This is a genomic window from Aquipuribacter nitratireducens (assembly GCF_037860835.1).
Classification (GTDB): domain Bacteria; phylum Actinomycetota; class Actinomycetes; order Actinomycetales; family JBBAYJ01; genus Aquipuribacter; species Aquipuribacter nitratireducens.
This window is the reverse complement of the sequence record NZ_JBBEOG010000013.1, coordinates 39293-62940: the sequence shown is the minus strand read 5'-3', so window position 1 is coordinate 62940 and position 23648 is coordinate 39293. Positions and strand designations below refer to the sequence as shown.

Here is a 23648-nt window from a genome sequence, read left to right as displayed (position 1 = left end):
CGAGGCACGCCGCGGCGGCTCACGCGAGGTCGGGCGGGTCGACGCGGACGACGAGGCGGCCCGGTGCCTTCGTCGCGGACCGCGCCGACAGCAGCGCGCGGACGGCGGCGACGACATCGGCGTGCGCGCCGGTGACGAGCACCTGCCACGCCCCGCCCACGGGCGCCGGTCCCAGCACCCGCACCGGCGGCACGGCCGGGCCGCCGGTGAGGACCGCGAGCGTGTCCTCACCGCGCAGCGACGCCGCGGCGGCCGCGAGGTCGCTCTCCTGGCCGAGGATGCGGGCGAGGGTCCTGGCCGGCGGCAGGCCGGCCTCGCGCCGCTCGGCGAGCAGCCGGTCGGCGAGCAGCTCGGGCGCGTCCTGGACGAGCGCCTGCACGACACGGTGCGCGGGGTCGGCGACGACGACGAGCAGCCCGCCGTCCGGTGCGGGCCGCACGAGCCCGCCGACCGCGCACCAGCGGCGCAGGGTCTCCTCCTCGACGTCGAGGCCCTGCCGGGCCAGGGCGAGGTCCCCGTCGAGGACGACCGCGGCCGCGTAGCCGTCCTGCGCACGGGGCTCGGCCCCGGGCGTCGCGACGACGAGAGACGGGTGGGCGGGCGCGCCGTGCCGTCGCTCGCCGGACCGGCTCACGTGGACGGGGACGCCGGGGAAGCCACGCCCCAGCTCGTCGGCGGAGCGTCCGACGCCGACGGCACCCGCGCGCAGCCGCGTCCCGTGGCAGTGCGGGCACGTCCAGTCCGGGTGGGCGAGGGTGCACCAGCCGCAGGTGGGGGCGGTGGCCGCGTCGGGAACCGCGAGCGGGCCGGCGCACCGGCGGCAGCGGGCGGCGTGCCGGCACCGCGCGCACCGCAGCGCCGACGCCCAGCCGCCCCGCGGCACCTGGACGAGCACGGGCCCGGAGGCGAGGGCGTCACGCACCGCCCGCAGCACCGTGCGCGGGAGCCGCGCGGCCGCCTCGAGCGGGTCCGCAGGGTCCGGCACGACCACGCGCGGGGCACCCGAGCGGCGCGCGGCGCGGGCCGGGGCGAGCGACCTCACCCGGCCCTGCGCGACCCACTGCTGCACGCGGGTGCTGCGTCCGACGGACACGAGCGCGAGGGCGGCCCCCGCCCGCTCGGCGCGCAGCAGGCCGGCGCGGGCGCTGTCCCACCCGGGCGCGTGGGGTTCGACGTGCCCGTCGTCGCCCTCGTCGAGGACCACGACGAGACCGAGCGGCTCGACGGGGGCGAAGACGGCCGAGCGGGTGCCGACGACCACGTCGGCGCGTCCGGTCCGCGCGGTCACGAAGGCCCGCCAGCGGGCGGCGGGGCCGAGGTCGTGGTGCAGCGCGACGCAGCGCGGGTCCTCGGCGAGCCCGGCCCCGGCGAGGACGGCCTCGACGGCGGCGACGTCGGGTGCGACGACGACGCTGCCCCGGCCGCCCGCGCGGGCGGCCGCGACGGCGTCGGCGACGAGCCGCGCGGGGTCGGTCGTGAGGGTGGGACGGACGGCCGCCCGCGGCCCCTCGCCGGCCCGCAGGCGGTGGAGGAACGCCTCGCCCCCGACCAGGGCGGCCCACGGCGTCGCCTCCTCGACCGCGACGGGCGCGACCACGGGCGCGGCCACGGGCGCTGCGTCGCCCGGCGCGTCGGCCGGGGCGTCGAGGACGGCGCGCTCGGCGGTCGCGTGCCGCGGCGGGACCGCGGAGCGGAGGACGTCCGGCAGCGTCCCCGCGAGGTCGTCGGCGACGGCGCGCGCGAGGCCGGCGACCTCGGGCGTCAGGGGTGCGAGGTCGCCCACCACCCGCCGGACGGGGCGGAGCCCGTCGAGGGGGCCGGTGCCGGTGGCGAGCACCCAGCCGTCGTGCGACCGCCCGGCGAACGCCACGACGACGCGGGAGCCGGTCGTCAGCGTGTCCGCGAGGCCGGCGGGGACCGCGTAGGTGAAGGGGTGGTCGAGGTGGTGGTGCGGGACGTCGACCGCCACGTGGGCGACGGGACCCTCGGCGGGCTCCGCGTCGACGGGGTCGGCGGGCTCGGTGCCCCCGTCGCTGCCAGGGCGCCCGCGGCGCCCCCGACGACGCGGCGCGGGCCCGAACAGCGCGTCCTGGGTGGCCGTGTCGTCGGCTCCCCCCGGCGCGCCGGCCACCCCGCCGCGTCGGCCGCCCCGCCCGCTCAGACGCCCGCCAGGACGTTCGCTCAGGCGCCCGCGGCCTCGCGGAGCGCGTCGACGCGGTCGGTGCGCTCCCACGTGACGCCGGGCAGGTCGCGCCCGAAGTGCCCGTACGCGGCCACCTGCTGGTACACGGGCTTCAGCAGGTCGAGGTCGCGGATGATCGCCGCCGGGCGCAGGTCGAAGACCTCCCGGACCGCCGCCGTCAGGCGCTCGAGCGGCACGGTCTCGGTACCGAAGCCCTCGACGTAGAGCCCGACGGGTGCCGCCTTGCCGATGGCGTAGGCGACCTGCACCTCGCAGCGGCGGGCGAGCCCCGCGGCGACGACGTTCTTCGCGACCCACCGCGTGGCGTAGGCGGCGGAGCGGTCGACCTTCGAGGGGTCCTTGCCGCTGAACGCGCCGCCGCCGTGGCGGGACATGCCGCCGTACGTGTCGACGATGATCTTGCGACCGGTGAGGCCGGCGTCGCCCATGGGACCACCGATCTCGAAGCGCCCGGTCGGGTTGACGAGCAGCCGCATGCCCGACAGCTCCAGCCCCGCCTCGGACAGGACGGGTGTCACCACGTGGGTGTCGATGTCGGGGGTCAGCATGTTCTCCAGCGAGATGTCCGCGGCGTGCTGGCTCGACACGACGACGGTGTCGATGCCGACGGGGGTGGTGCCGTCGTAGGCGACCGTCACCTGCGTCTTGCCGTCCGGGCGCAGGTACGGCAGCTCGCCGGTCTTCCGCACCTCCGACAGCCGCTGGGAAAGCCGGTGCGCGAGCGCGATGGGCAGCGGCATGAGCTCGGGGGTGTCGTCGCACGCGTAGCCGAACATGAGGCCCTGGTCGCCGGCGCCCTGCGCGTCGAGGGGATCCCCCGCGCCGCCCGTGCGGGTCTCGAAGGCGGTGTCGACGCCCTGGGCGATGTCCGGGGACTGGGCGCCGATCGACACCGACACCCCGCACGACTGCCCGTCGAAGCCCTTGACCGAGGAGTCGTACCCGATCCGGAGGATCGTGTCGCGCACGATCCGCGGGATCTCGACGTACGCCGTGGTCGTCACCTCACCGGCGACGTGGACGAGCCCGGTCGTCACGAGCGTCTCGACGGCGACCCGGGCGTGCGGGTCGTCGGCGATGATCGCGTCGAGGATCCCGTCGCTGATCTGGTCGCAGATCTTGTCCGGGTGGCCCTCGGTCACGGACTCGCTGGTGAACAGGCGCAGGCTCATGGTCTCCCCGGGTAGGCGGAAGGTCGGGGCGCCGGGGTGGCGCGGTGGGGTCGTCCGGGCGTGAGCCTAGACGGAGGGGGCGGACACATCGTCCGCGCGCCCGCCGGCCAGCCGGTCGGTGAGGGCGGCGACGGTGGCGTCGAGGACCGTCTCGGCGACGGCGCGCTTGCCCGCCGGGCCGGAGGACGCGACGACCCGCGCACCGGGTCCGGGCCCGGTCGTGGGCGCGAGGACGACGACGTCGTTGTCGGGGCGGCCGAAGACCCCGCCCCCGGACACGTCGTTGACGACGAGCAGGTCGCAGCCCTTCGCGGCGAGCTTCGCCTCGGCGTGGTGGCGGACGTCGCCCGTGGCGTCGCCGGTCTCGGCGGCGAACCCGACGACGACGAGACCCGGGTGGGGCCGGTGCGCGCTGACGTCGGCGAGGACGTCGACGGTCCGGACCAGCCGCAGCGTCGGGACGTCGTCGGCGCCCCGCTTCTTGATCTTGTCGGTGGCGACCTCGGCGGGCCGGAAGTCCGCCACCGCGGCCGCCATGACGAGGACGTCGGCGTCGCGGATCGCGTCGCGCACCGCGGCGTGGAGCTCGGCGGCGCTGCCGACCCGGGTCGTGCGGACCCCGTCCGGCAGAGGGACCTCGACGTGCGCGGCGAGCAGGTGGACGCTCGCGCCGCGGTCGCGTGCGGCCTCGGCCACGGCGACGCCCTGGCGGCCCGAGGAGGCGTTGCCGAGGAAGCGCACGGGGTCGAGCGGCTCGCGGGTGCCGCCGGCGGTGACGACGACATGGCGCCCGACCAGGTCGCGCGGTCGCACGGTCTCGGCGGCCGCCGCCAGCGCAGCACGGGCCTCGGCGAGCAGGTCCTCGGGCTCCGGCAGGCGGCCGGGCCCGGCGTCGGCCCCGGTGAGGCGCCCGACGGCCGGCTCCACCACGGTGACGCCGCGCTCGCGCAGGGTGGCGACGTTCGCGCGGGTCGCGGCGTGCTCCCACATCTCCGTGTGCATCGCCGGGGCGAGCACGACGGGGCAGGTCGCGGTGAGGAGGACGTTCGTCAGGAGGTCGTCGGCGAGACCGTGCGCCGCCTTCGCGAGCAGGTCGGCGGTCGCGGGGGCGACGACGACGAGGTCCGCGTGGCGTCCGATCGCGACGTGGGGGACGTCGTGCGCGTCGGTCCACACGTCGCTGGCGACCGGATGACCGGACAGCGCCGACCACGTGGGCTCGCCCACGAAGCGCAGCGCCGCCTCGGTGGGGACGACGGTGACGTCGTGCCCGTCGGCGCGGAGCAGTCGCAGCAGGTGCGCCACCTTGTAGGCGGCGATGCCGCCGCCGACGCCGAGGACGACGCGCAGCGGGATCAGTCCTCGGCGGGCTGGTTGGCCTCGATGGTGAGGAGGCCGGCGTCGATCTCGCGCAGGGCGACCGACAGCGGCTTCTCCTGGACGTGGGTCTCCACGAGCGGGCCGACGTACTCGAGCAGGCCCTCCCCGAGCTGGGAGTAGTACGCGTTGATCTGGCGGGCGCGCTTGGCCGCGTAGATGACGAGGGAGTACTTCGAGTCGACCGCCGTGAGGAGGTCGTCGATCGGGGGGTTGGTGATGCCCTCGGGGGCGGGGGGCGTGCTCGGCACGGTGTCTCCAGACTGTGGGGTGGCGCGTCGCGCGGGACCAGCGGGGCTAGTCGCGGACGGGCAGACCCATCAATGATACGAGGTCGTCGGCGGCCTGCCGGACCTCGTGGTTGACGATGGTGGTGTCGAACTCCGGTTCCGCCTCGAGCTCGACGCGGGCGGTGGCGAGCCGCCTGTCCTGCTCCTCCGCCGACTCGGTCCCGCGTCCGACGAGGCGGCGGACGAGCTCCTCCCAGCTGGGCGGGGCGAGGAACACGAACCGGGCCTGCGGGTACGTGCGCCGGACCTGCCGCGCGCCCTGGATGTCGATCTCCAGCAGGACCGGCCGCCCGGTGGCGACGGCCGCATCGACGGCGCTGCGGGGCGTGCCGTAGCGGCGCCGGCCGTGGACGAGGGCCCACTCCAGGAGCTCCCCGCCCTCGACCATGGCGTCGAAGGCCTCGTCGGAGACGAAGTGGTAGTGGACGCCCTCGACCTCGCCGGGGCGGGGCGGGCGGGTGGTCGCCGACACCGAGATCGCGACCTCGGGGTAGCGGCGCCGGACGTCGGCGGAGACGGTGCCCTTCCCGACGGCGGTCGGGCCCGCGAGCACGGTGACCCGCGGACCCGCGACGCCTGGTGTCACTTGCCGCCGAAGCGCTCGATGAGGGCGGCGGTCTGGTTGGCACCGAGCCCGCGCACGCGCCGGGTCTCGCTGATGCCGATCTCCTCCATGATCGCCTTGGCGCGGACCTTGCCCGTGCCGGGCAGGGCCTCGAGGAGGGCAGCGACCTTCATCTTGCCGATGACGTCGTTCGTCTCACCCTCCTTGATCACCTCGGCGAGGGAGGCGGAGGAGTTCTTGAGGCGGTTCTTCACCTCGGCCCGCTCCCGGCGGGCGGCAGCGGCCTTCTCGAGCGCCGCAGCGCGCTGCTCCGGGGTGAGAGTGGGAAGGGGCACGGGACACCTCTGTCATGTCGGTCGTCGGTCGTGCGGCGGGGAAGGGCCGCAGGCTGAACGTACTCATGGCGTCGGCGCGGGTCCAACGCCGGGTCCGGCGTGGTGCAGCGTGGTGCAACCGGCTGAACGCGCGCTGTGAGCGGCTGGGGGCTCAGCGCCCCGGTCGCCCGAGCGCCGCCGCGCACGCCGCCGCCAGCCGCTCGGCCGCCTCGCGGACGGCGACGGCGTCGGGTCCGGCGTGGAGGACCTCCCGGCTCGCGGTCGGGACGACGCGGTCGGCGAGGTCGCCGTAGTGGCGGGCGACGTCGTCCGGGGTGGCGCCCTGGGCCCCCAGCCCCGGCACGAGCAGGTGCCCCCGGACCGCCGCGAGGTCGACGCCCGCGTCCCGCAGGTGGTGCCCGACGGTGGCGCCGACGACGAGCCCGACGGGCCCGACGGACCCCGGTCCCACCGCGTCGCCGAGCCGGCGCGCGTTGTCGGCGGCGGCCGCGGCCGCGACGTGCGCGGCGACGCTCGGCGCGCCGTCCGGCGTCGGCCCCGCGAGCTGGACGCCCGCGCCCTCGGGGTTGGACGTGAGGCACAGGACGAACACGCCCCGCCCGCTCGCAGCGGCGGTCTCGACGGCGGGCGCGAGGGCGCCGTAGCCGAGGTAGGGCGACAGGGTGACGGCGTCGGCTGCGAGGGGGGACGCGTCGTCGCACCACGCGGCGGCGTACCCGGCGGCCGTCGAGCCGATGTCGCCGCGCTTGGCGTCGGCGAGCACGAGCTGCCCCTCGGTGCGGCAGCGGGCGAGGACGTCCTCGAGGGCGGCGAGCCCGCGGGAGCCGAACCGCTCGTAGAAGGCGACCTGCGGCTTGAGCAGCGCGACCCGGCCGGCGACGGCGTCGAGGACCGTGTCGCCGAAGCGGCGCAGCCCGTCGACGTCGTCAGCCAGCCCCCACCGCGCGAGCGTCGCCGGCGCCGGGTCGAGCCCGACGCACAGGGGGCCACGGGCGCGCAGCGCCGCCTGCAGCCGGTCACCGAAGGCCCTCATGCGCTCTCCTGCCGGGCGAGGTCGCGGTGGACGCGGCGCGGCCATCCGGGCCCCTCGTAGACGAACGCGGTGTACGCCTGGACGAGGCTGGCGCCGGCGGCGAGCCGGTCGGCGACGTCCCCGGCGGTCGTCACCCCGCCGGCGCCGACGAGGGTGAGCCGGCCGGCGCACCGCTCCGCGAGGAGCCGCAGCACCTCCGTGGCACGCGACGCGACCGGTGGTCCCGACACCCCGCCGGCGCCGAGCGCCGCGACGTCCGCGGCAGGCGTCCCGAGCCCGTCCCGGGCGATCGTCGTGTTCGTCGCGACGATCCCGTCGAGCCCGAGCTCGAGGGCGAGGTCGGCGACGGCGAGGACGTCGGCGTCGGCGAGGTCGGGCGCGATCTTCACGAGGAGGGGGACGTGGCGGCCCGCGGCGGCGTCGGCGGCCTCCCGGACGGCGAGGAGCAGCGGCCGCAGCGTGTCGACGGCCTGCAGGTCCCGCAGGCCGGGGGTGTTGGGCGAGGACACGTTGACGACGAGGTAGTCCGCCACGGGCCCGAGCACGTGGGCGCTGCGCGTGTAGTCGGCGACGACCGCGTCGTCCGCCACGGCCTTCGTGCGCCCGATGTTGACGCCCACCACGAGTCCGTCGGCGCCCCGGTGCGCCCGCAGCCGCTCGAGGCGGGCACGGACGGCGTCGGCGCCGGAGTTGTTGAAGCCCATGCGGTTGAGGACGGCCCGGTCCCGCGGCAGCCGGAACAGCCGGGGCCGGGGGTTGCCGGGCTGGGAGTGGGCCGTCACGGTGCCGACCTCGACGACGTCGAAGCCGAGGGCGGCGAGCCCCGCGACCGCGCGGGCGTCCTTGTCCAGCCCCGCGGCGACCCCCAGCGGGCCGGGCAGGTCGAGCCCGAGGGCGCGCACGGGCACGCGCCGACCCGGAGCCGTGACCCGCCGCGCGAGGGCGATCCCCCCGGGCACGGCGAGCAGCAGCCGCCCGAGCAGCCCGACGAGCGCGACACCGAGGACGTGCGCCCGCTCGGCGTCGAGGCGGACGAGGACCGTGCGGAACAGCAGCCGGTACAGCACCCGCTACGCCCGGCCGCTGCGCTCGAGCGAGATCGCCGCGGCGTGCTCCTGGAGGCTCGCGACGTCGAACCCCCCGTCGGTCAGCGCCTCGATCCCCTGGACGGCCGCCGCGAGCTGCTGGACCGTCGTGATGATCGGCGCGTCTACCGTCACTGCGGCCGCGCGGATGTCGTAACCGTCGGCACGGGCCGCCCGACCCGACGGCGTGTTGACGACCATCGCGACGCCCCCGTCGAGGATGAGCTGGGTGATCGTCGGCTCGCCGTCCGGGCCCGGTCCCTGGCTGTGCTTGCGGACCACCGTGGACGCGATGCCGTTGCGGCGGAGGGTCTCGGCGGTGCCGGCGGTCGCGAGCAGCTCGAAGCCGAGCGCGCTGAGGCGGCTCAGCGGGAACAGCATCGCCCGCTTGTCCCGGTCGGCGACGGACACGAACACCCGGCCGCGTGCCGGCAGCCCGCCGTACGCGGCGGCCTGGGACTTCGCGAACGCGCGGGGGAAGTCGACGTCGACGCCCATGACCTCCCCCGTCGAGCGCATCTCGGGCCCGAGGACGGAGTCGACGACCGCGCCGGTCGTGGTCCGGAACCGCTTGAACGGCAGGACGGCCTCCTTCACGGACACCGACGCCGGCGGGTGGCTCGCGCCGTCGCCGACGGCGGGCAGAAGCCCCTCCGCCCGCAGCTCGGCGATCGTCGCGCCCGTCATGACGCGCGCCGCGGCCTTCGCGAGCGGGACGTCGGTCGCCTTGGACACGAAGGGGACGGTGCGGCTCGCGCGCGGGTTCGCCTCGAGGACGAGGACGGTGTCCCCGACGAGCGCGTACTGGACGTTGAGCAGGCCCCGGACGCCCACGCCGCGGGCGATGGCCTCGGTGGCCCGGCGGACCTGCTCGACGACGGCGTGGCCGAGGGTGACCGGCGGCAGGACGCACGCGGAGTCCCCGGAGTGCACGCCCGCCTCCTCGATGTGCTCCATGACGCCGCCGAGGAACACCTCCTCGCCGTCGCACAGCGCGTCGACGTCGATCTCGACGGCCGTCTCGAGGAACCGGTCGACGAGCAGCGGGTGCTGCGGGCCGACCCGGACGCCGGTCTCCCCCGCCCGTGCGACGTAGCCGTCGAGGGCCTCGGCGTCGTCGACGACCTCCATGCCCCGCCCACCGAGGACGAAGCTCGGCCGTACCAGCACGGGGTAGCCGATGCGGGCGGCGACGTCGCGCGCCTCGGCGAAGCTCGCGGCCGTGTCCCACACGGGGGCGGGCAGGCCCGCGGCGGCGAGGACGTGCCCGAAGGCGCTGCGGTCCTCCGCGAGCCGGATCGCCTCAGGGCTCGTGCCGAGGATCGGCACCCCGGCCGCGGCGAGGTCCTCGGCGAGGCCGAGCGGGGTCTGCCCGCCGAGCTGGACGACGACCCCGAGCAGCTCCCCGGAGCGGGACTCGGCGTGGACGACCTCGAGGACGTCCTCGACCGTCAGCGGCTCGAAGTAGAGCCGGTCGGAGGTGTCGTAGTCCGTCGACACCGTCTCCGGGTTGCAGTTCACCATGATCGTCTCGAGGCCGGCTTCGCGGAGGGCGAAGGCGGCGTGGACGCACGAGTAGTCGAACTCGATGCCCTGCCCGATCCGGTTCGGCCCGGAGCCGAGGATGACGACCTTGCGGCGCTCCGACGGCACGACCTCGTCCTCCTCGTCGTAGGAGGAGTAGTGGTACGGCGTGAGGGCGGCGAACTCGGCCGCGCACGTGTCGACCGTCTTGTAGACCGGTCGCACGCCGAGGGCGTGCCGCAGGCCCCGGACGACGGCCTCGTCGAGGCCGCGGAGGTCGGCGAGCTGCGCGTCGGAGAACCCGGTCCGCTTGGCGCGGCGCAGGAGGGCCTCGTCGAGGGCGGGCGCCTCGGCGACCTCCCGGGCGAGGCGGTGGACCCCGACGAGCTGCTCGAGGAACCACGGGTCGATGCCGGAGGCGGCGTGGAGGTCGGCGACAGACGCCCCGCTGGCGATCGCGCGGCCGACGAGGACGAGACGGTCCTCGGTGGGTTCCGCGGTCCGGGCGACGAGCGATGGCAGCTCGTCGGCGGGCACCGGCTCGGCGGCGAGGTCGAAGGTCGCCCCGCGCCGCTCGAGGGAGCGCATCGCCTTGAGGAGGGCCTCGGAGAAGCTGCGACCGATGGCCATCGCCTCCCCGACCGACTTCATCGTCGTGGTGAGGGACCGGTCGGCGTTGGGGAACTTCTCGAAGGCGAACCGGGGGATCTTCACGACGACGTAGTCGAGCGTCGGCTCGAAGCTCGCCGGGGTCGACCCCGTGATGTCGTTGGGGATCTCGTCGAGGGTGTAGCCGATGGCGAGCCGCGCCGCGATCTTCGCGATCGGGAAGCCCGTCGCCTTCGACGCGAGCGCGCTCGAGCGGGACACGCGCGGGTTCATCTCGATGACGACGATGCGGCCGTCGACGGGGTTGACGGCGAACTGGATGTTGCAGCCGCCGGTGTCGACGCCGACCCCGCGGATGATCGCGAGCGCGATGTCGCGCAGGCGCTGGTACTCGCGGTCGGTGAGGGTGAGCGCGGGCGCGACGGTGATGGAGTCGCCGGTGTGGACGCCCATCGGGTCGAGGTTCTCGATGGAGCACACGACCACGACGTTGTCGTGGTGGTCGCGCATGAGCTCGAGCTCGTACTCCTTCCACCCCTTGATCGACTCCTCGACGAGGACCTCGTGGGTGGGGCTCGCCGCGAGCCCGGCGGTGATCATCCGACGGAGGGTGGGCTCGTCGTGGGCGAAGCCGGAGCCGAGCCCGCCCATCGTGAACGACGGACGCAGGACGACGGGGTAGGAGAACTCCTCGGCGCACGCGAGCGCCTCCTCCAGCGTCCGCACGACACGGCTGCGGGCGCTCTCCGCACCCGCGGCGGCGACGACCTCCTTGAACGCCTCGCGGTCCTCGGCCTTTCGGATGGCGGGGATGTCCGCGCCGATGAGCTCGACGCCGTAGCGGTCGAGGACGCCGGACTCCGCGAGGGTGATGGCGGCGTTGAGGGCGGTCTGGCCGCCGAGGGTCGGCAGGAGGGCGTCCGGCCGCTCCTTCGCGATGATCTTCTCGAGGACGTCCGGCGTGATGGGCTCGACGTACGTCGCGTCGGCGAACCCCGGGTCGGTCATGATCGTCGCCGGGTTGCTGTTGACGAGGACGACCCGCAGGCCCTCGGCGCGCAGCACGCGGCACGCCTGGGTGCCGGAGTAGTCGAACTCCGCGGCCTGGCCGATGACGATCGGCCCGGAGCCGACGACGAGGACGCTGTCGATGTCGGTGCGGCGCGGCATCAGGCCCCCGCCTCCTTCTCGCTCGTGCGGTCGGTGCTCATGAGGTCGACGAAGCGGTCGAAGAGGTAGCCGGCGTCGTGCGGGCCGGCCGCGGCCTCCGGGTGGTACTGCACGCTGAAGGCGCGCCGGTCGAGCAGGTTGAGGCCCTCGACGACCTGGTCGTTGAGCCCGACGTGGCTCACCTCGACCCGGCCGAGACCGGCCGGGCTGTCGACAGGCCCGTCGAGCGGGGCGTCGACGGCGAAGCCGTGGTTGTGGGCCGTGACCTCGACGCGGCCGGTGCGCCGGTCCATCACCGGCTGGTTGATGCCGCGGTGACCGTAGCCGAGCTTGTACGTGCCGAGCCCGAGCGCGCGCCCGAGCAGCTGGTTGCCGAAGCAGATCCCGAAGAACGGCAGGTCCCGCTCGAGGACCTGCTGGAGCAGCTCGACGGGGCCGCGCGTCGCCGCGGGGTCGCCCGGGCCGTTGGAGAAGAACACGCCGTCCGGTCGCACGGCGAGGACGTCGTCGAGGTCGGCCGTTGCGGGCAGCACGTGGACCTCGATGCCGCGCTCGGCCATCCGTCGCGGCGTCATCGCCTTGATGCCGAGGTCGAGCGCGGCGACCGTCAGCCGGCGAGCACCCTGCGCCGGGACGACGTACGGCTCGGTCGTCGTCACCTCCGCCGCGAGGTCGGCGCCCGCCATCGCCGGGCTCTCGGTGACGAGGCCGAGGAGCTCCTCGACGGGCCGGTCGGCGGCGGTACCCGAGAACACCCCGGCGCGCATGACGCCGCGCTCGCGCAGGTGCCGGACCACGGCGCGGGTGTCGACCCCGGCGATGCCGACGACGCCCTGCGCCTCGAGCTCGGCCTGGAGGCTGCGGGTGGCCCGCCAGCTGCTCGGCGCCGGGGAGGGGTCGCGGACGACGTACCCGGCGACCCAGATGCGGCGGGACTCGTCGTCCTCGTCGTTGACGCCCGTGTTGCCGATGTGGGGGGCGGTCATGACGACGACCTGCCGGTGGTAGCTCGGGTCGGTGAGGGTCTCCTGGTAGCCGGTCATCCCGGTGGCGAAGACGGCCTCCCCGACGGTCTGGCCGAGCGCGCCGAACGGCTCCCCGCGGAAGGTGCGGCCGTCCTCGAGGACGAGGACGGCGTGCTGCCGGGTCCCTGTGGACCCTGTGGTTCCTGTGGTCACTGGTCTCCTCCGGTGACGAGGGGCTGGAGCGCGGCGGCGTACCGGGACGCCTCGGACCAGCGCTGCGGGCGGAAGCCGGTGTCGAGGTGCGCGTCACCGCTGCGCCAGCGGAGCACGAGCAGCTCCTCCCCGACCGTGTACTTGCCGGCCATGCCGGACTCCAGGCGGACGGACTCGACGGCCGCGGCGGGCACGAAGACGCCGGGGGCGCCGCGCCGCTCGAACCACACGCCGTCCCGGCCGGCGTGGAGGACGGCGGGGGAACGCACCCCGAGACCGTGCACGACGACGCGGTCGAGCCAGTCGCCCGCCCGCACGGTGGACACGTAGACGCCCTCCACCGGGTCGAGGAGCGGCTCCGGGAGCGGGGCGCCGGCCGGCACGCCGGCTGGGGCGGTGGCGGGGGCGGCGACGTCGCTCTGACGCCGGGCCCGCCCGCGCCAGCCGAGGTACATGAGCCCGAAGAGCACGGGCACGACGAGGAGGAACAGCGTCGCCGCCTGCGCCTGGCTCACGCGCGCTCCCCCGGGTCGACGAGGGCGCCGTCGAGCAGCGTCGGGGCACCGCGCAGGAACGTCGCGACCACCCGGCCGGGCAGCTCCCGGCCCCGGAACGGCGTGTTGCGGCCCTGCGTGTGCTGCGCGGCCGGGTCGACCGTCCAGCGGGCCGTCGGGTCGTGGAGCGTCACGTGGGCCGGGGCGCCCTCGACGAGCCCCCGGCCGTGGGCATGGAGGCCGAGCGCGGGGTCGTCGAGGCGGCCGATGCGGGCCGGCGCCGCGGACATCCGCTCGGCGACACCGGCCCAGTCGAGCAGCCCGGTGTCGACGAGCGCCTCCTGGACGACCCCGAGGGCCGTCTCGAGGCCCGTCATGCCCATCGCCGCGGCCGCCCACTCGCAGTCCTTCGCCTCCGTCGGGTGAGGCGCGTGGTCGGTCGCGATGACGTCGATGGTCCCGTCGGCGACGGCGGCGCGCAGCGCCTCGACGTCGGCGGGCGTGCGCAGCGGCGGGTTCACCTTGTAGACGGGGTCGTAGGAACGGACGAGGTCGTCGGTGAGGACGAGGTGGTGCGGCGTGACCTCGGCGGTGACGGGCAGGCCCCGGGCCTTGGCGAGCCGGACGATCTCGACGCTGCCGGCGGTCGACACGTGGCACACGTGGACGCGGGAGCCGACGTGGGCTGCGAGGAGGACGTCGCGGGCGATGACCGCCTCCTCCGCCACGCTCGGCCAGCCGGCGAGGCCGAGGACGGCGCTCACCTCGCCCTCGTTCATCTGTGCGCCCTCGGTGAGGCGCGGGTCCTGCGCGTGCTGGGCGACGACGCCGTCGAAGGCGCGGACGTACTCCAGGGCCCGGCGCATGAGGAGCGGGTCGGCGACGCAGTGCCCGTCGTCGCTGAAGACCCGGACCCGGGCGGCCGAGGTCGCCATGGCGCCGAGCTCGGCGAGGCGCTCGCCGCGCAGCCCGACGGTCACGGCCCCGACGGGGCGCACGTCGCACCAGCCGGCGGTGACGCCGAGGCGGTGGACCTGCTCGACGACCCCCGCGGTGTCGGCGACCGGGTCGGTGTTCGCCATGGCGTGGACGGCGGTCCATCCGCCGGCGGCGGCGGCGCGGGTGCCGGTCTCGACGGTCTCGGCGTCCTCCCGTCCCGGCTCCCGCAGGTGGGTGTGGAGGTCGACGAGCCCCGGCAGGGCGACGAGGCCGTCGGCGTCGACGGTGCGGGCGCCCGGGGGCACGTCGGCCCGGCCGGCGCCGGCGACCTCGCGGACCCGGCCGCCGGTGAGGACGAGGTCGGCGCGCCGCCCGTCGGGCAGCGTCGCGCCGGTGATGACCCAGGTCGCGCTCACGCGGCCTCCTCTCCCCCGGTCAGCAGCAGGTACAGGGCGGCCATGCGGACGGCGACGCCGTTCGTCACCTGCTCGAGGATGACGGCGCGCGTGCTGTCGGCGGCGTCGGCGCTGATCTCGAGCCCGCGGTTCATCGGCCCGGGGTGGAGCACCACCGCGTGCCCCGGCAGCGCACGCAGGCGACGGGCGTCGAGGCCGTAGCGGCGGGAGTACTCCCGCTCGCTGGGGAAGAACGCCGCGTTCATCCGCTCCGCCTGGACCCGCAGCATCATGACGGCGTCGACGTCGGGCAGGACGTCGTCGAGGGCGAACGACGTCGCGCACGGCCACGCCTCCACCCCGACCGGCAGGAGGGTCGGCGGGGCGACGAGGGTGACGTGGGCACCGAGGGTGTCGAGCAGGTGGACATTGGAGCGGGCCACCCGGGAGTGCAGGACGTCCCCGACGATCGCGACACGCGCCCCGGCGAGGTCCCCGGCGCCGTCGCGCAGGTGCCGGCGCAGCGTGAACGCGTCGAGCAGCGCCTGGGTGGGGTGCTCGTGGGTGCCGTCGCCGGCGTTGAGGACGGCCCCGCGCGTCCAGCCGGCGGCGGCGAGCCGGTGCGGGGCGCCGCTGGCGGGGTGGCGGATGACGACGGCGTCGGCTCCCATCGCCTGGAGCGTGGCGGCGGTGTCCTTGAGGCTCTCGCCCTTCGACACGCTCGAGCCCTTGGCGGCGAAGTTGATGACGTCGGCGCTCAGCCGCTTGGCGGCGGCCTCGAACGAGATGCGGGTGCGCGTGGAGTCCTCGTAGAAGAGGTTGACGACGGTGCGCCCCCGCAGCGTCGGCAGCTTCTTGATCTCCCGCTGCTGGGTGGCGGCCATCGCCTCGGCGGTGTCGAGCAGCTCGACGGCCTCCTCGCGGGTGAGGTCGGCGGTCGACAGCAGGTGCCTCACGCCGCGCCTCCCCCTGCGCCGCCCGTGCCGCCGCCGACCGGGCGGACGATGTCGACGCCGTCGCTGCCGTCGACCTCCCGCAGCCGCACCGAGACGCGCTCGTCGGCGGCGGTCGGCAGGTTGCGCCCGACGTGGTCGGCGCGGATGGGGAGCTCGCGGTGCCCCCGGTCGACGAGCACGACGAGACGGACGGCCCGGGGCCGACCGAGGTCGGCGACGGCGTCGAGCGCCGCCCGGATCGTGCGGCCGGAGAACAGGACGTCGTCGACGAGGACGACGACACGGTCGGTGACGTCGACCGGCACCTCGGTCGCGGTCAGTCCTCGCGTGGGGTGACGACGCAGGTCGTCCCGGTACATCGTGACGTCGAGGGTGCCGGTCGGCGGCCGCACCCCCTCGATACCCGCGACGGCGTCGGCGAGGCGCTCGGCGAGCGGCACCCCCCGCGTGGGGATGCCGAGGAGGACGAGGTCCTCGGCGCGGCGGTTGCGCTCGAGCAGCTCGTGGGCGATCCGCTGGGTGACCCGGTCGACGTCGTCGGCGCTGACGACGGTCCGCTCGTGGGCGGCGAGCACGGGCTCCTCGGGCGGTGGCTGCTGGTCGGACGGTCGCTGGTCGGACGGCACGGTCGCGTGGACCTCCTTCCCCGCCTCACGGGACGGGACTTAAAGGACGTCGGTCGGGGCGAGCGTACCGGGCGGGGTGGAGGGGTCGGTGGTGCCGCTCGGTGACCGGTGCTCGGCCGGTCGAGGGCACGCTGCGTTACGCCGAATGGTGACTCTGCGTGGCGATCCGCTTGACCGTTGGCGTAACTCTCCGTGATCCTTCCGACGTGGCAACCGACTACGCACGAGCGCTGGGGTCCCGTCTCCGCGCCATCCGCACCCAGCAGGGCCTGTCCCTCCACGGCGTCGAGGAGAAGTCGCAGGGCCGCTGGAAGGCGGTCGTCGTCGGCTCCTACGAGCGCGGCGACCGGGCCGTCACCGTCCAGCGTCTCGCCGAGCTCGCCGACTTCTACGGCGTCCCCGTCCAGGCGCTCCTCCCCGACGGCGCGCCCGTCGGCTCGGCGGAGCCGCCGCCGCGGCTCGTCCTCGACCTCGAGCGGCTCATGAACGTGCCCGCCGAGAAGGCCGGCCCGCTCGCCCGGTACGCGCAGACGATCCAGTCCCAGCGCGGCGACTACAACGGCAAGGTCCTGTCGATCCGCGCCGACGACCTCCGCTCGCTCGCGGTGATCTACGACCTGCCCCCGGCGGCGCTCGTCGACCAGCTCATCACGTGGCAGGTACTCGACGCCGACGCCCGTCGCGCCGTCCTCGACTGACGGACGTCCCGAGTAGGTCAGACCTCGAGCGTCGCCTTGAGGTCGCGCAGGCGGCCGAGCAGCCCGTTGACGAAGCGGGGCGACTCGTCCGTCGACAGCTCTGTCGCGAGCGTCACGGCCTCGCTGATGACGACGTCGTCCGGGACGTCGTCGTTGTGGACGAGCTCCCACGTGCCGAGCCGCAGGATGGTCCGGTCGACCGCGGGCATCCGGTCGAGGGTCCAGCCCTGGGCGTACGTCGACAGGGCCTCGTCGATCCCCTCGCGGTGCGCGACGACACCCTCGACGAGGGTGACGGCGTACTCGGGGATCGGCGGCTCGGCGGCGGCGATGCGCCGCGCGAGCACCTGGAGCGGGTCGAGGCGGCGCTGCTCGGCCTCGAAGAGGACGTCGAGGGCCCGCTTGCGCGCCTTGTGCCGGGCGCTCAGCTGACGCGCCCGAGGTAGTCCCCGGACCGGGTGTCGACCTTGACCTTGGTGCCCGTCTCGAGGAAGAGGGGCACCTGGATCTCGCGGCCGGTCTCGAGGGTGGCGGGCTTGGTGCCGCCCGTGGAGCGGTCGCCCTGGAGGCCGGGCTCGGTGTACGTCACCTCGAGCTCGACGGAGGCGGGCAGCTCGACGTAGAGCGGCGTGCCCTCGTGGACGGCGACGATGACGTCCTGGTTCTCCAGCATGAAGTCGGAGGCGTCGGCGACGACGTCCTTGCCCACGTGCATCTGGTCGTACGTCGAGCTGTCCATGAAGACGAAGTCGTCGCCGTCGGCGTACAGGTACTGCATGTCGCGCTTGTCGACGGTGGCGGTCTCGACCTTGATGCCCGCGTTGAACGTCTTGTCGACGACCTTGCCGGACAGGACGTTCTTCAGCTTCGTGCGGACGAAGGCGGGGCCCTTCCCCGGCTTCACGTGCTGGAACTCGACCACCGACCACAGGTTGCCGTCGATGTTGAGGACCATGCCGTTCTTGAGGTCGTTCGTCGTCGCCATGGTGCGCGATCCTATCCGGCGGCGCGGGTGCTCCCGTCCGCCGCCGGCGCCACCAGGCGCTCGCCGACCTGCAGGACGGGGCGGCCGAACAGCCAGCCCTGGCCGCGCTCGCAGCCGGCATCGACGAGCGAGGAGACCTCCTCGGGACGCTCGACGCCCTCGGCGGTCACCCCGGCGCCGAGGGAGCCGGCGAGGTCGACGACCCGGCGGATGGTGTCGAGGTGCCCCGGCGTGCGGTCGACGCCGGCGACGAGGCTGCGGTCGACCTTCACCCACGCCGGACGCAGCGCCCGCACGTGCTGCAGCGTCGTGTTCCCGGCACCGAGGTCGTCGAGCACGACCCGGACCTCCGCGACCCGCAGCGCCCGCAGCTCCTCGCTCGCTGCCGCGAGGTCGGCGAGGGTCAGCTGCTCCGACAGCTCCAGCTGGACGCGGGAGCCGTCGAGGCCGTGGTCGCGCAGGGTGTGGAGCACCGCCGGGACGAAGCCCGGGGTCAGCAGCGCGGCTCGCGACACGTTGACGCTCGCCGGGGGCAGCAGGGGCGACGCCGCGAGGCGGCGGCACGCCGCCCGGAGCACGAGGAGGTCGAGCGCGGCGGAGACGCCCGCGAGCCGGACGAGCGGGAGGAAGCGGTCGGGCAGCAGCAGACCGAGCCGCGGGTGCAGCCAGCGGACGAGGGTCTCGCTGCCGCGGAGCGCGCCGTCGTCGAGGGACACGATGGGCTGGTGGGCGACGACGAGCCGGTCGGCGCTCACCGCCCGTCGCAGCTCGAGGACCGTCGGCGCCGCGAGCGGCACGTCGCGACGGCCCCGGTGCGGGAGGTGGTCACCCGGACGGACGCCGGAGGGGGTCCGCCGCTCCGGGAGGGTGATCGCCACGTGACCACCATGACCCATCCGGGTCACGCAGGGAACCCGGGCGACTACAGCGCGTACGAAGGTGTCATGCCGGTGTCAACCGAACGGATGATGCCGCTGGTCAGGCGGCGTGTCGGGCGACCGCGTCGAGCGCCAGGCGGTAGCCGTCGAGACCGAAACCGGCGATTACCCCGGTCGCGACAGGGCTGACGACGCTGTGCCGGCGGAACGCCTCGCGTCCGTGCGGGTTGCTGATGTGGACCTCGACGAGGACGAGCCCCGCCCCGCTCACGAGCGCGGCCGCGTCCCGCAGGGCGTACGAGTAGTGCGTGAAGGCGGCCGGGTTGATCACGACGTGCCGTCGGGTGTCGACGGCCTCGTGGAGCCAGCGGACGATGTCGGCCTCGTCGTCGCTCTGCCGGACCTCCGGGTCGAGACCGAGCCGCTCGGCGGCAGCGGCGACGAGCGCGACGAGGTCGTCGTGGGTCGCGTGGCCGTAGACGTCGGGCTCCCGGGTGCCGAGCCGACCGAGGTTCGGTCCGTTGAGGACGAGGACGCCGGTCGTGCTCACGTGTCGCTGACCTCGACGTACGCCGCCTGCAGCAGCGCGGGGTCGGGACCCTCGAGCCGGGTGGGCCGCCCCGCCGCGTCGAGGACGACGAAGCGGAGGGTCGCGCCGCGGCTCTTCTTGTCCCGCCGCATCGCGTCGTAAAGCGCCGACCACCGGTCCCCCCGGTAGACGATGGGCAGGCCGAGGCGCGTGAGGATCGTCCGGTGCCGGTCGACGACCCGCTCCGGCAGGTGCCCGGCGAGGCGGCCCAGCTCGGCGGCGTACACCATGCCGACGCTCACGGCGGCGCCGTGACGCCACGTGTACCGCTCGACGAGCTCGATGGCGTGCCCGAACGTGTGGCCGTAGTTGAGGACCTCGCGCAGACCGGCCTCGGTGAGGTCCTCCCCCACGACGGCGGCCTTGACGGTGACGGCGCGCTCGACGAGCTCGGCGAGGACGGGGCTGTCCCAGCGGACGGCCTCGTCGGGCTGCTGCTCGCAGAGGGTGAGGATGTCCGGGTCGGCGATGAAGCCGCACTTCACGACCTCGGCGAGGCCGGCCCGCAGGTCGAACTCGGGCAGGGTCTGCAGCGCCGACAGGTCGGCGAGGACGCCGGCCGGCGGGTGGAAGGAGCCGACGAGGTTCTTTCCCTCGGCGGTGTTGATGCCGGTCTTGCCGCCGACGGCCGCGTCGACCATGCCGAGCAGCGTCGTCGGGAGGTGGACGACGCGGACGCCACGCAGCCACGTGGCGGCGACGAAGCCGGCGAGGTCGGTGACGGCGCCACCGCCCACGCCGACGACGGCGTCGGTGCGGGTGAAGGCGGCCTGCCCGAGCACCTGCCAGCAGAACGCGGCGACCTGGGCGGTCTTCGCCTCCTCCCCGTCGGGCACCTCGGCGGTGACGGCCTCGTAGCCGTTCGCAGCGAGGTCCTCGCGGACGGCGTCGCCGGTGGAGCGCAGCGCCCGCGGGTGGACGACGAGCACCTTGCGGACGCCGTCGCCGAGCACGCCGGGCAGGCGGTCGAGCAGCCGGTGGCCGATGACGACGTCGTACGGCTCGGGCCCGTCGACCCGGACGACGGTGGGCGCGTCGTGCGCCGTCGTGCTCACGTGCTGCTCCCCTGCTCGGCGGTCGCGCGTGCTCGCGCGCGGAGGTCGTCGAAGTGGTCGACGACCTGGGCGGCCACGGCGTCGGCGTCGACCTCGGTGGTGGTGACGACGAGGTCGGCGACCTCGGTGTAGACGGGTCGGCGGGCGTCCATGAGCCGCGTCCACGTCGCGCGCGGGGAGTCGAGGAGGAGCGGTCGCGGGGCATCCATGCCGATGCGCCGGGCGGCGGCCGCGAGGCCGACGTCGAGGAACACGACGCGCTGCGGCTGCAGGAGCTCGCGCGTGGCGGGGTCGACGGGCGCGCCACCGCCGAGGGCGAGCACGCCGGTGTGCTCGGCGAGCGCGGTCGCGACGGCCTCGCGCTCGAGGTCGCGGAAGGCGGGCTCGCCGTCGTAGAGGAAGATCTCGGAGACGGTGCGCCCGGCGCGGGCCTCGACGTCGCTGTCGGTGTCCCGGGCCTCGGTGCCGAGGAGGCGGGCGAGCGCGGCGGCGACCGTGCTCTTGCCGGCGCCCGGGGGCCCGACGAGGACGACGAGGGGACCGTCGACGCCGGGGATGGGGCTCACGCGAGCCCCCGCTCGTCGAGCGCGGCGAGGTACGAGCGCACGTTGCGAGCGGTCTCGGTGACGGAGTCGCCGCCGAACTTCTCCAGCAGCGCGTCGGCGAGGACGAGTGCGACCACGGCCTCGGCGACGACACCGGAGGCCGGGACGGCGCACACGTCGGAGCGCTGGTTGATGGCGACGGCCTTCTCCCCCGTCGCGACGTCGACGGTGTCGAGTGCCCGGGGCACGGTGCTGATCGGCTTCATGGCGGCCCGCACGCGCAGGACGTCGCCCGTGCTCATGCCGCCCTCGGTGCCGCCGGCGCGGCCGGTGCGCCGCCGGAGTCTCCCGTCGTCGCCGGTCTCGATCTCGTCGTGGGCGGCGGACCCGCGGCGGCGGGCCGTGGTGAACCCGTCGCCGATCTCGACGCCCTTCATCGCCTGGATGCCCATGAGGGCACCGGCGAGGCGGCCGTCGAGGCGGCGGTCCGCCGAGACGTGGCTGCCGAGGCCCGGTGGGAGGCCGTACGCGAGGACCTCGACGACCCCGCCGAGGGTGTCGCCGTCGCGCCGGCACGCGTCGATCTCGGCGACCATCGCCTCGCTCGTCGCGGGGTCGTGACAGCGGACCGGGTCGGCGTCGAGGGCGTCGACGTCGTCCGGGCCGGGCAGCGGCGAACCCTCGGGCACCTCGACCGGGCCGATGGCGACGGTGTGGCTGACGAGCCGGACACCGGCGGCCTGCTCGAGCAGGGCGGCGGCTACGGCGCCGAGGGCGACGCGGGCCGCGGTCTCGCGGGCGCTCGCGCGCTCGAGGACGGGACGGGCGTCGTCGAAGCCGTACTTCTGCATGCCGACGAGGTCGGCGTGGCCGGGTCGCGGCCGGGTGAGCGGGGCGTTGCGCGCGAGACCGGCGAGCTCGTCGGCCGGCACGGGGTCGGCGCTCATCACCGTCTCCCACTTCGGCCACTCGGTGTTCTCGACCTCGATCGCGACCGGGCCGCCCATCGTGCAGCCGTGCCGGACGCCGCCGAGCACGCGGACCCGGTCCTGCTCGAACTTCATCCGGGCGCCGCGGCCGTAGCCGAGCCGGCGGCGGGCGAGGACGCGGACGAGGTCGTCGCTCGTGACGGCGACCCCGGCGGGCACGCCCTCCACGACGCCGACGAGGGCGGGGCCGTGGCTCTCCCCGGCGGTGGTCCAGCGCATGCGGCCATGCTGTCAGACCCCCCGGACGCACGAGCGCGGTGGCCGTCGTGGGAGACGACCACCGCGCGTCTGGCGGTGCGGGTGGGTCAGGGGGTGGTGACGGGCACGACGACCGAGAACAGCGCCGAGCCGTAGGAGAAGAGGAGCTTCTGCTCCGACGGGGAGTAGGACACGTAGATGAACTCCTCCTTCTCACCGAAGGCGGGGTCCTCGGGCAGGACGTCCTCGTAGAGCACCTTGTCGACGTAGAAGTCGGCCGGGTACTCGGTGCCGATCACGGTGACGCCGTCGTCGGCGAGGACGTCGCGCGCCTCGACGACGACGCGCAGCCGCTCGAACGTCGCGCCGGGGACCGGCACCTCGACGGCGGGAGCCGTGACCGTCTCGGTGGCGGTCGGACCCGGGACGGGGTCGCCCTTCACCGTCTCGGTGACGGTGACCTCGATGTACTCGACGACGGGCAGCGGCGTGAAGCCTGTGCCGGAGGTCGGGGCGCTCGTGGGGGCCGTCGTCGAGCCCGGGAGCGCACCGGTGCTTGTGGTCGACCCGCTCGTGGCGGGCGGAGCCGTCGCCGCTTCCGTGCCGGCGCCCGAAGCGGCCTCACCTTCCTCGACCAGCGGGACGAAGACGTTCCGGCCCTTGATGACGGCGGTGGGCAGGGGGCTCGCGGGAGCAGCTGTGGCAGTGGCCGAGGGCTCGACCGGTGCGACCGACGCGGGCGGGACCACGCCACTCGCCTCACCGTCCGCGCCACCCGCACCGGTGAGGACGAGGGCCGCGCCCGCGCCGAGCACGCCCAGCGCCGCGACGCCGGCGGCGACGGCGATGACGACCGTCTTCCGGGAGCCGGAGGGTGCCTCGTCCGCCACCGGAGGGGGCGGCGGGGGCGGGGTCGACGGACCGCCGATGGGTCCCGGCTGCCCGAACGGCTGCGTGCTCATGGCGTCTCCTCGATCACGGTCGGGGTGGGGCTGGGGAGCCCGGTGGCGGTGGCGGCGTCGACGGCGGTGGGGTCGGAGAAGACGAACACCCGGCCCGTGACGGTGACCTGGACGCTCCCGGGGTCGAGGTCCTCACCCTCCGCGACGGTGACGCCGAGGGAGTCGACGAGCAGCGCGCGGGGGGTGTCGGCCTGGAGGCCCTTGAGGAACAGGACGGCGTCGGAGAAGTCACCGGTCGCGGTGATCGTGACGGGGACGGCGGCCAGGACGGGCCCTGCGGGCAGCGCAGCCGGAGCAGGGGCGGCGGGGTCGGACGCCGGGTCGGTCCCCTCGCTGGGCGCGGCGGATGGTTCGCTCGCCGGCTCCGACGGTGCCGCCGACGGCTCTGCGGACGCGCTCTCCGCGGCGGCCGGGTCGGCGGGCGCCGCGGCCAGCGCGGCCGTGTCGACGACGGCGACCGGGACCCCCGACACGATGGAGTCGACGATGATGCCGGCGTCGACTCCTCGGTCGTCGACGTCGCGGATGAGGCGCGACAGAGCGGGCTCCTCGGGGAGCGCCTCGCGGATCGCGGCCAGCTCGGCCTGCATCTGCGGCAGGTTCGCGAACTGCTCCTTGAGCTGTTCGATCTGCAGCTCGAGGTCGGCGTTCTGCTGCTGCGCGGCGACCGTGAGCTCGCGGGACTCCGCGGCGGCGGCGCGCTGGGGGTCGACGAGGAGGAACCAGCTGGCGGCGCTCAGTGCGACGCACAGTCCCGCGGTCCCGAGGGACCAGCCTGCTGTTCTGGTCAGCTTCATG

24 protein-coding genes are annotated in these 23648 nt (G+C 75.3%); 1 reads left to right on the top strand and 23 read right to left on the bottom strand.

Translation table 11 applies throughout. The features are described 5' to 3' along the window. Positions 1-19: 19 nt before the first annotated feature. The 14 genes from WAB14_RS17640 to pyrR form a co-directional block, all read right to left on the bottom strand. The gene (locus WAB14_RS17640; protein ID WP_340271650.1) at positions 20-2131 is read right to left on the bottom strand and encodes a primosomal protein N' family DNA-binding protein; all 2112 of its coding nucleotides are present in this window, start codon (positions 2129-2131) and stop codon (positions 20-22) included. Positions 2132-2181: 50 nt separating this feature from the next. Continuing rightward, a complete protein-coding gene (gene metK, locus WAB14_RS17635; RefSeq protein ID WP_340271649.1) occupies positions 2182-3375 on the bottom strand; it encodes a methionine adenosyltransferase in 1194 nt (397 codons plus the stop codon). Positions 3376-3441: 66 nt separating this feature from the next. After that, positions 3442-4725: a bifunctional phosphopantothenoylcysteine decarboxylase/phosphopantothenate--cysteine ligase CoaBC gene (gene coaBC / locus WAB14_RS17630; protein ID WP_340271670.1), complete on the bottom strand. Its 1284-nt coding sequence runs from the start codon at positions 4723-4725 to the stop codon at positions 3442-3444. A 5-nt stretch (positions 4726-4730) separates the two neighbouring features. Continuing rightward, positions 4731-5003 carry a DNA-directed RNA polymerase subunit omega gene (gene rpoZ, locus WAB14_RS17625; RefSeq protein ID WP_340271648.1) on the bottom strand — a complete coding sequence of 91 codons (273 nt, stop codon included), beginning with the start codon at positions 5001-5003 and terminating at the stop codon, positions 4731-4733. Positions 5004-5049: 46 nt separating this feature from the next. Further along, positions 5050-5595, bottom strand: coding sequence for a guanylate kinase (gmk, locus tag WAB14_RS17620; RefSeq protein ID WP_340271647.1), 546 nt, complete (start codon positions 5593-5595; stop codon positions 5050-5052). A gap of 29 nt (positions 5596-5624) precedes the next feature. Then, positions 5625-5942: an integration host factor, actinobacterial type gene (mihF, locus tag WAB14_RS17615; protein ID WP_340271646.1), complete on the bottom strand. Its 318-nt coding sequence runs from the start codon at positions 5940-5942 to the stop codon at positions 5625-5627. A gap of 151 nt (positions 5943-6093) precedes the next feature. Further along, positions 6094-6975: an orotidine-5'-phosphate decarboxylase gene (pyrF, locus tag WAB14_RS17610; protein ID WP_340271645.1), complete on the bottom strand. Its 882-nt coding sequence runs from the start codon at positions 6973-6975 to the stop codon at positions 6094-6096. Beyond that, entirely contained in the window at positions 6972-8039 is a 1068-nt protein-coding gene (locus WAB14_RS17605) for a quinone-dependent dihydroorotate dehydrogenase (RefSeq protein WP_340271669.1), read from the bottom strand. Before WAB14_RS17605 ends, pyrF begins: the two co-directional genes overlap by 4 nt. Positions 8040-8045: 6 nt before the next feature. Beyond that, positions 8046-11363 carry a carbamoyl-phosphate synthase large subunit gene (gene carB / locus WAB14_RS17600; RefSeq protein ID WP_340271644.1) on the bottom strand — a complete coding sequence of 1106 codons (3318 nt, stop codon included), beginning with the start codon at positions 11361-11363 and terminating at the stop codon, positions 8046-8048. Beyond that, positions 11363-12541: a glutamine-hydrolyzing carbamoyl-phosphate synthase small subunit gene (carA, locus tag WAB14_RS17595; RefSeq protein WP_340271643.1), complete on the bottom strand. Its 1179-nt coding sequence runs from the start codon at positions 12539-12541 to the stop codon at positions 11363-11365. Before carA ends, carB begins: the two co-directional genes overlap by 1 nt. Continuing rightward, positions 12538-13056 (bottom strand): PH-like domain-containing protein, encoded by a 519-nt coding sequence (locus tag WAB14_RS17590; RefSeq protein WP_340271642.1) that lies wholly within the window; start codon positions 13054-13056, stop codon positions 12538-12540. Before WAB14_RS17590 ends, carA begins: the two co-directional genes overlap by 4 nt. Further along, the gene (locus WAB14_RS17585; RefSeq protein ID WP_340271641.1) at positions 13053-14390 is read right to left on the bottom strand and encodes a dihydroorotase; all 1338 of its coding nucleotides are present in this window, start codon (positions 14388-14390) and stop codon (positions 13053-13055) included. The genes WAB14_RS17590 and WAB14_RS17585 overlap by 4 nt, the downstream gene beginning before the upstream one ends. Further along, on the bottom strand, positions 14387-15325 hold the full coding sequence (locus WAB14_RS17580; protein WP_340271640.1) for an aspartate carbamoyltransferase catalytic subunit: 939 nt from the start codon (positions 15323-15325) through the stop codon (positions 14387-14389). Before WAB14_RS17580 ends, WAB14_RS17585 begins: the two co-directional genes overlap by 4 nt. Next, on the bottom strand, positions 15322-15951 hold the full coding sequence (pyrR, locus tag WAB14_RS17575; protein WP_377003117.1) for a bifunctional pyr operon transcriptional regulator/uracil phosphoribosyltransferase PyrR: 630 nt from the start codon (positions 15949-15951) through the stop codon (positions 15322-15324). The genes WAB14_RS17580 and pyrR overlap by 4 nt, the downstream gene beginning before the upstream one ends. A 206-nt stretch (positions 15952-16157) precedes the next feature. On the opposite strand from pyrR, the gene bldD reads away from it, so the two are divergent. Then, positions 16158-16649, top strand: a complete 492-nt coding sequence (bldD, locus tag WAB14_RS17570; protein WP_340271639.1) for a transcriptional regulator BldD — start codon at positions 16158-16160, stop codon at positions 16647-16649. Between the two features lie 17 nt (positions 16650-16666). Here the strand turns inward: bldD and nusB are convergent, their stop codons facing one another. From nusB to WAB14_RS17525, 9 genes are all read right to left on the bottom strand, one after another. Continuing rightward, positions 16667-17077 (bottom strand): transcription antitermination factor NusB, encoded by a 411-nt coding sequence (gene nusB, locus WAB14_RS17565; RefSeq protein WP_340271667.1) that lies wholly within the window; start codon positions 17075-17077, stop codon positions 16667-16669. Continuing rightward, positions 17074-17634 (bottom strand): elongation factor P, encoded by a 561-nt coding sequence (gene efp / locus WAB14_RS17560; RefSeq protein WP_340271638.1) that lies wholly within the window; start codon positions 17632-17634, stop codon positions 17074-17076. Before efp ends, nusB begins: the two co-directional genes overlap by 4 nt. Positions 17635-17645: 11 nt before the next feature. Beyond that, positions 17646-18512 (bottom strand): EAL domain-containing protein, encoded by an 867-nt coding sequence (locus WAB14_RS17555; RefSeq protein ID WP_340271637.1) that lies wholly within the window; start codon positions 18510-18512, stop codon positions 17646-17648. A 100-nt stretch (positions 18513-18612) separates the two neighbouring features. After that, a complete protein-coding gene (gene aroQ / locus WAB14_RS17550; RefSeq protein ID WP_340271636.1) occupies positions 18613-19062 on the bottom strand; it encodes a type II 3-dehydroquinate dehydratase in 450 nt (149 codons plus the stop codon). Then, positions 19059-20156, bottom strand: a complete 1098-nt coding sequence (aroB, locus tag WAB14_RS17545; protein ID WP_340271635.1) for a 3-dehydroquinate synthase — start codon at positions 20154-20156, stop codon at positions 19059-19061. The genes aroQ and aroB overlap by 4 nt, the downstream gene beginning before the upstream one ends. Beyond that, entirely contained in the window at positions 20153-20722 is a 570-nt protein-coding gene (locus WAB14_RS17540; RefSeq protein WP_340271634.1) for a shikimate kinase, read from the bottom strand. The genes aroB and WAB14_RS17540 overlap by 4 nt, the downstream gene beginning before the upstream one ends. Beyond that, positions 20719-21909 carry a chorismate synthase gene (gene aroC, locus WAB14_RS17535; protein ID WP_340271633.1) on the bottom strand — a complete coding sequence of 397 codons (1191 nt, stop codon included), beginning with the start codon at positions 21907-21909 and terminating at the stop codon, positions 20719-20721. The genes WAB14_RS17540 and aroC overlap by 4 nt, the downstream gene beginning before the upstream one ends. Before the next feature lie 86 nt (positions 21910-21995). Beyond that, the gene (locus tag WAB14_RS17530; RefSeq protein WP_340271632.1) at positions 21996-22850 is read right to left on the bottom strand and encodes a hypothetical protein; all 855 of its coding nucleotides are present in this window, start codon (positions 22848-22850) and stop codon (positions 21996-21998) included. Next, on the bottom strand, positions 22847-23647 hold the full coding sequence (locus WAB14_RS17525; protein ID WP_340271631.1) for a hypothetical protein: 801 nt from the start codon (positions 23645-23647) through the stop codon (positions 22847-22849). Before WAB14_RS17525 ends, WAB14_RS17530 begins: the two co-directional genes overlap by 4 nt. Position 23648: the final 1 nt, after the last annotated feature.

Coding starts and splice junctions, on each gene's coding strand:
- aroC (WP_340271633.1), bottom strand. CDS start 21,909: ATGCGCTGGACCACCGCCGGGGAGAGCCACGGCCCCGCCCTCGTCGGC.
- efp (WP_340271638.1), bottom strand. CDS start 17,634: ATGGCGACGACGAACGACCTCAAGAACGGCATGGTCCTCAACATCGAC.
- carB (WP_340271644.1), bottom strand. CDS start 11,363: ATGCCGCGCCGCACCGACATCGACAGCGTCCTCGTCGTCGGCTCCGGG.
- metK (WP_340271649.1), bottom strand. CDS start 3,375: ATGAGCCTGCGCCTGTTCACCAGCGAGTCCGTGACCGAGGGCCACCCG.
- WAB14_RS17530 (WP_340271632.1), bottom strand. CDS start 22,850: ATGAGCACGCAGCCGTTCGGGCAGCCGGGACCCATCGGCGGTCCGTCG.
- pyrF (WP_340271645.1), bottom strand. CDS start 6,975: ATGAGGGCCTTCGGTGACCGGCTGCAGGCGGCGCTGCGCGCCCGTGGC.
- WAB14_RS17525 (WP_340271631.1), bottom strand. CDS start 23,647: ATGAAGCTGACCAGAACAGCAGGCTGGTCCCTCGGGACCGCGGGACTG.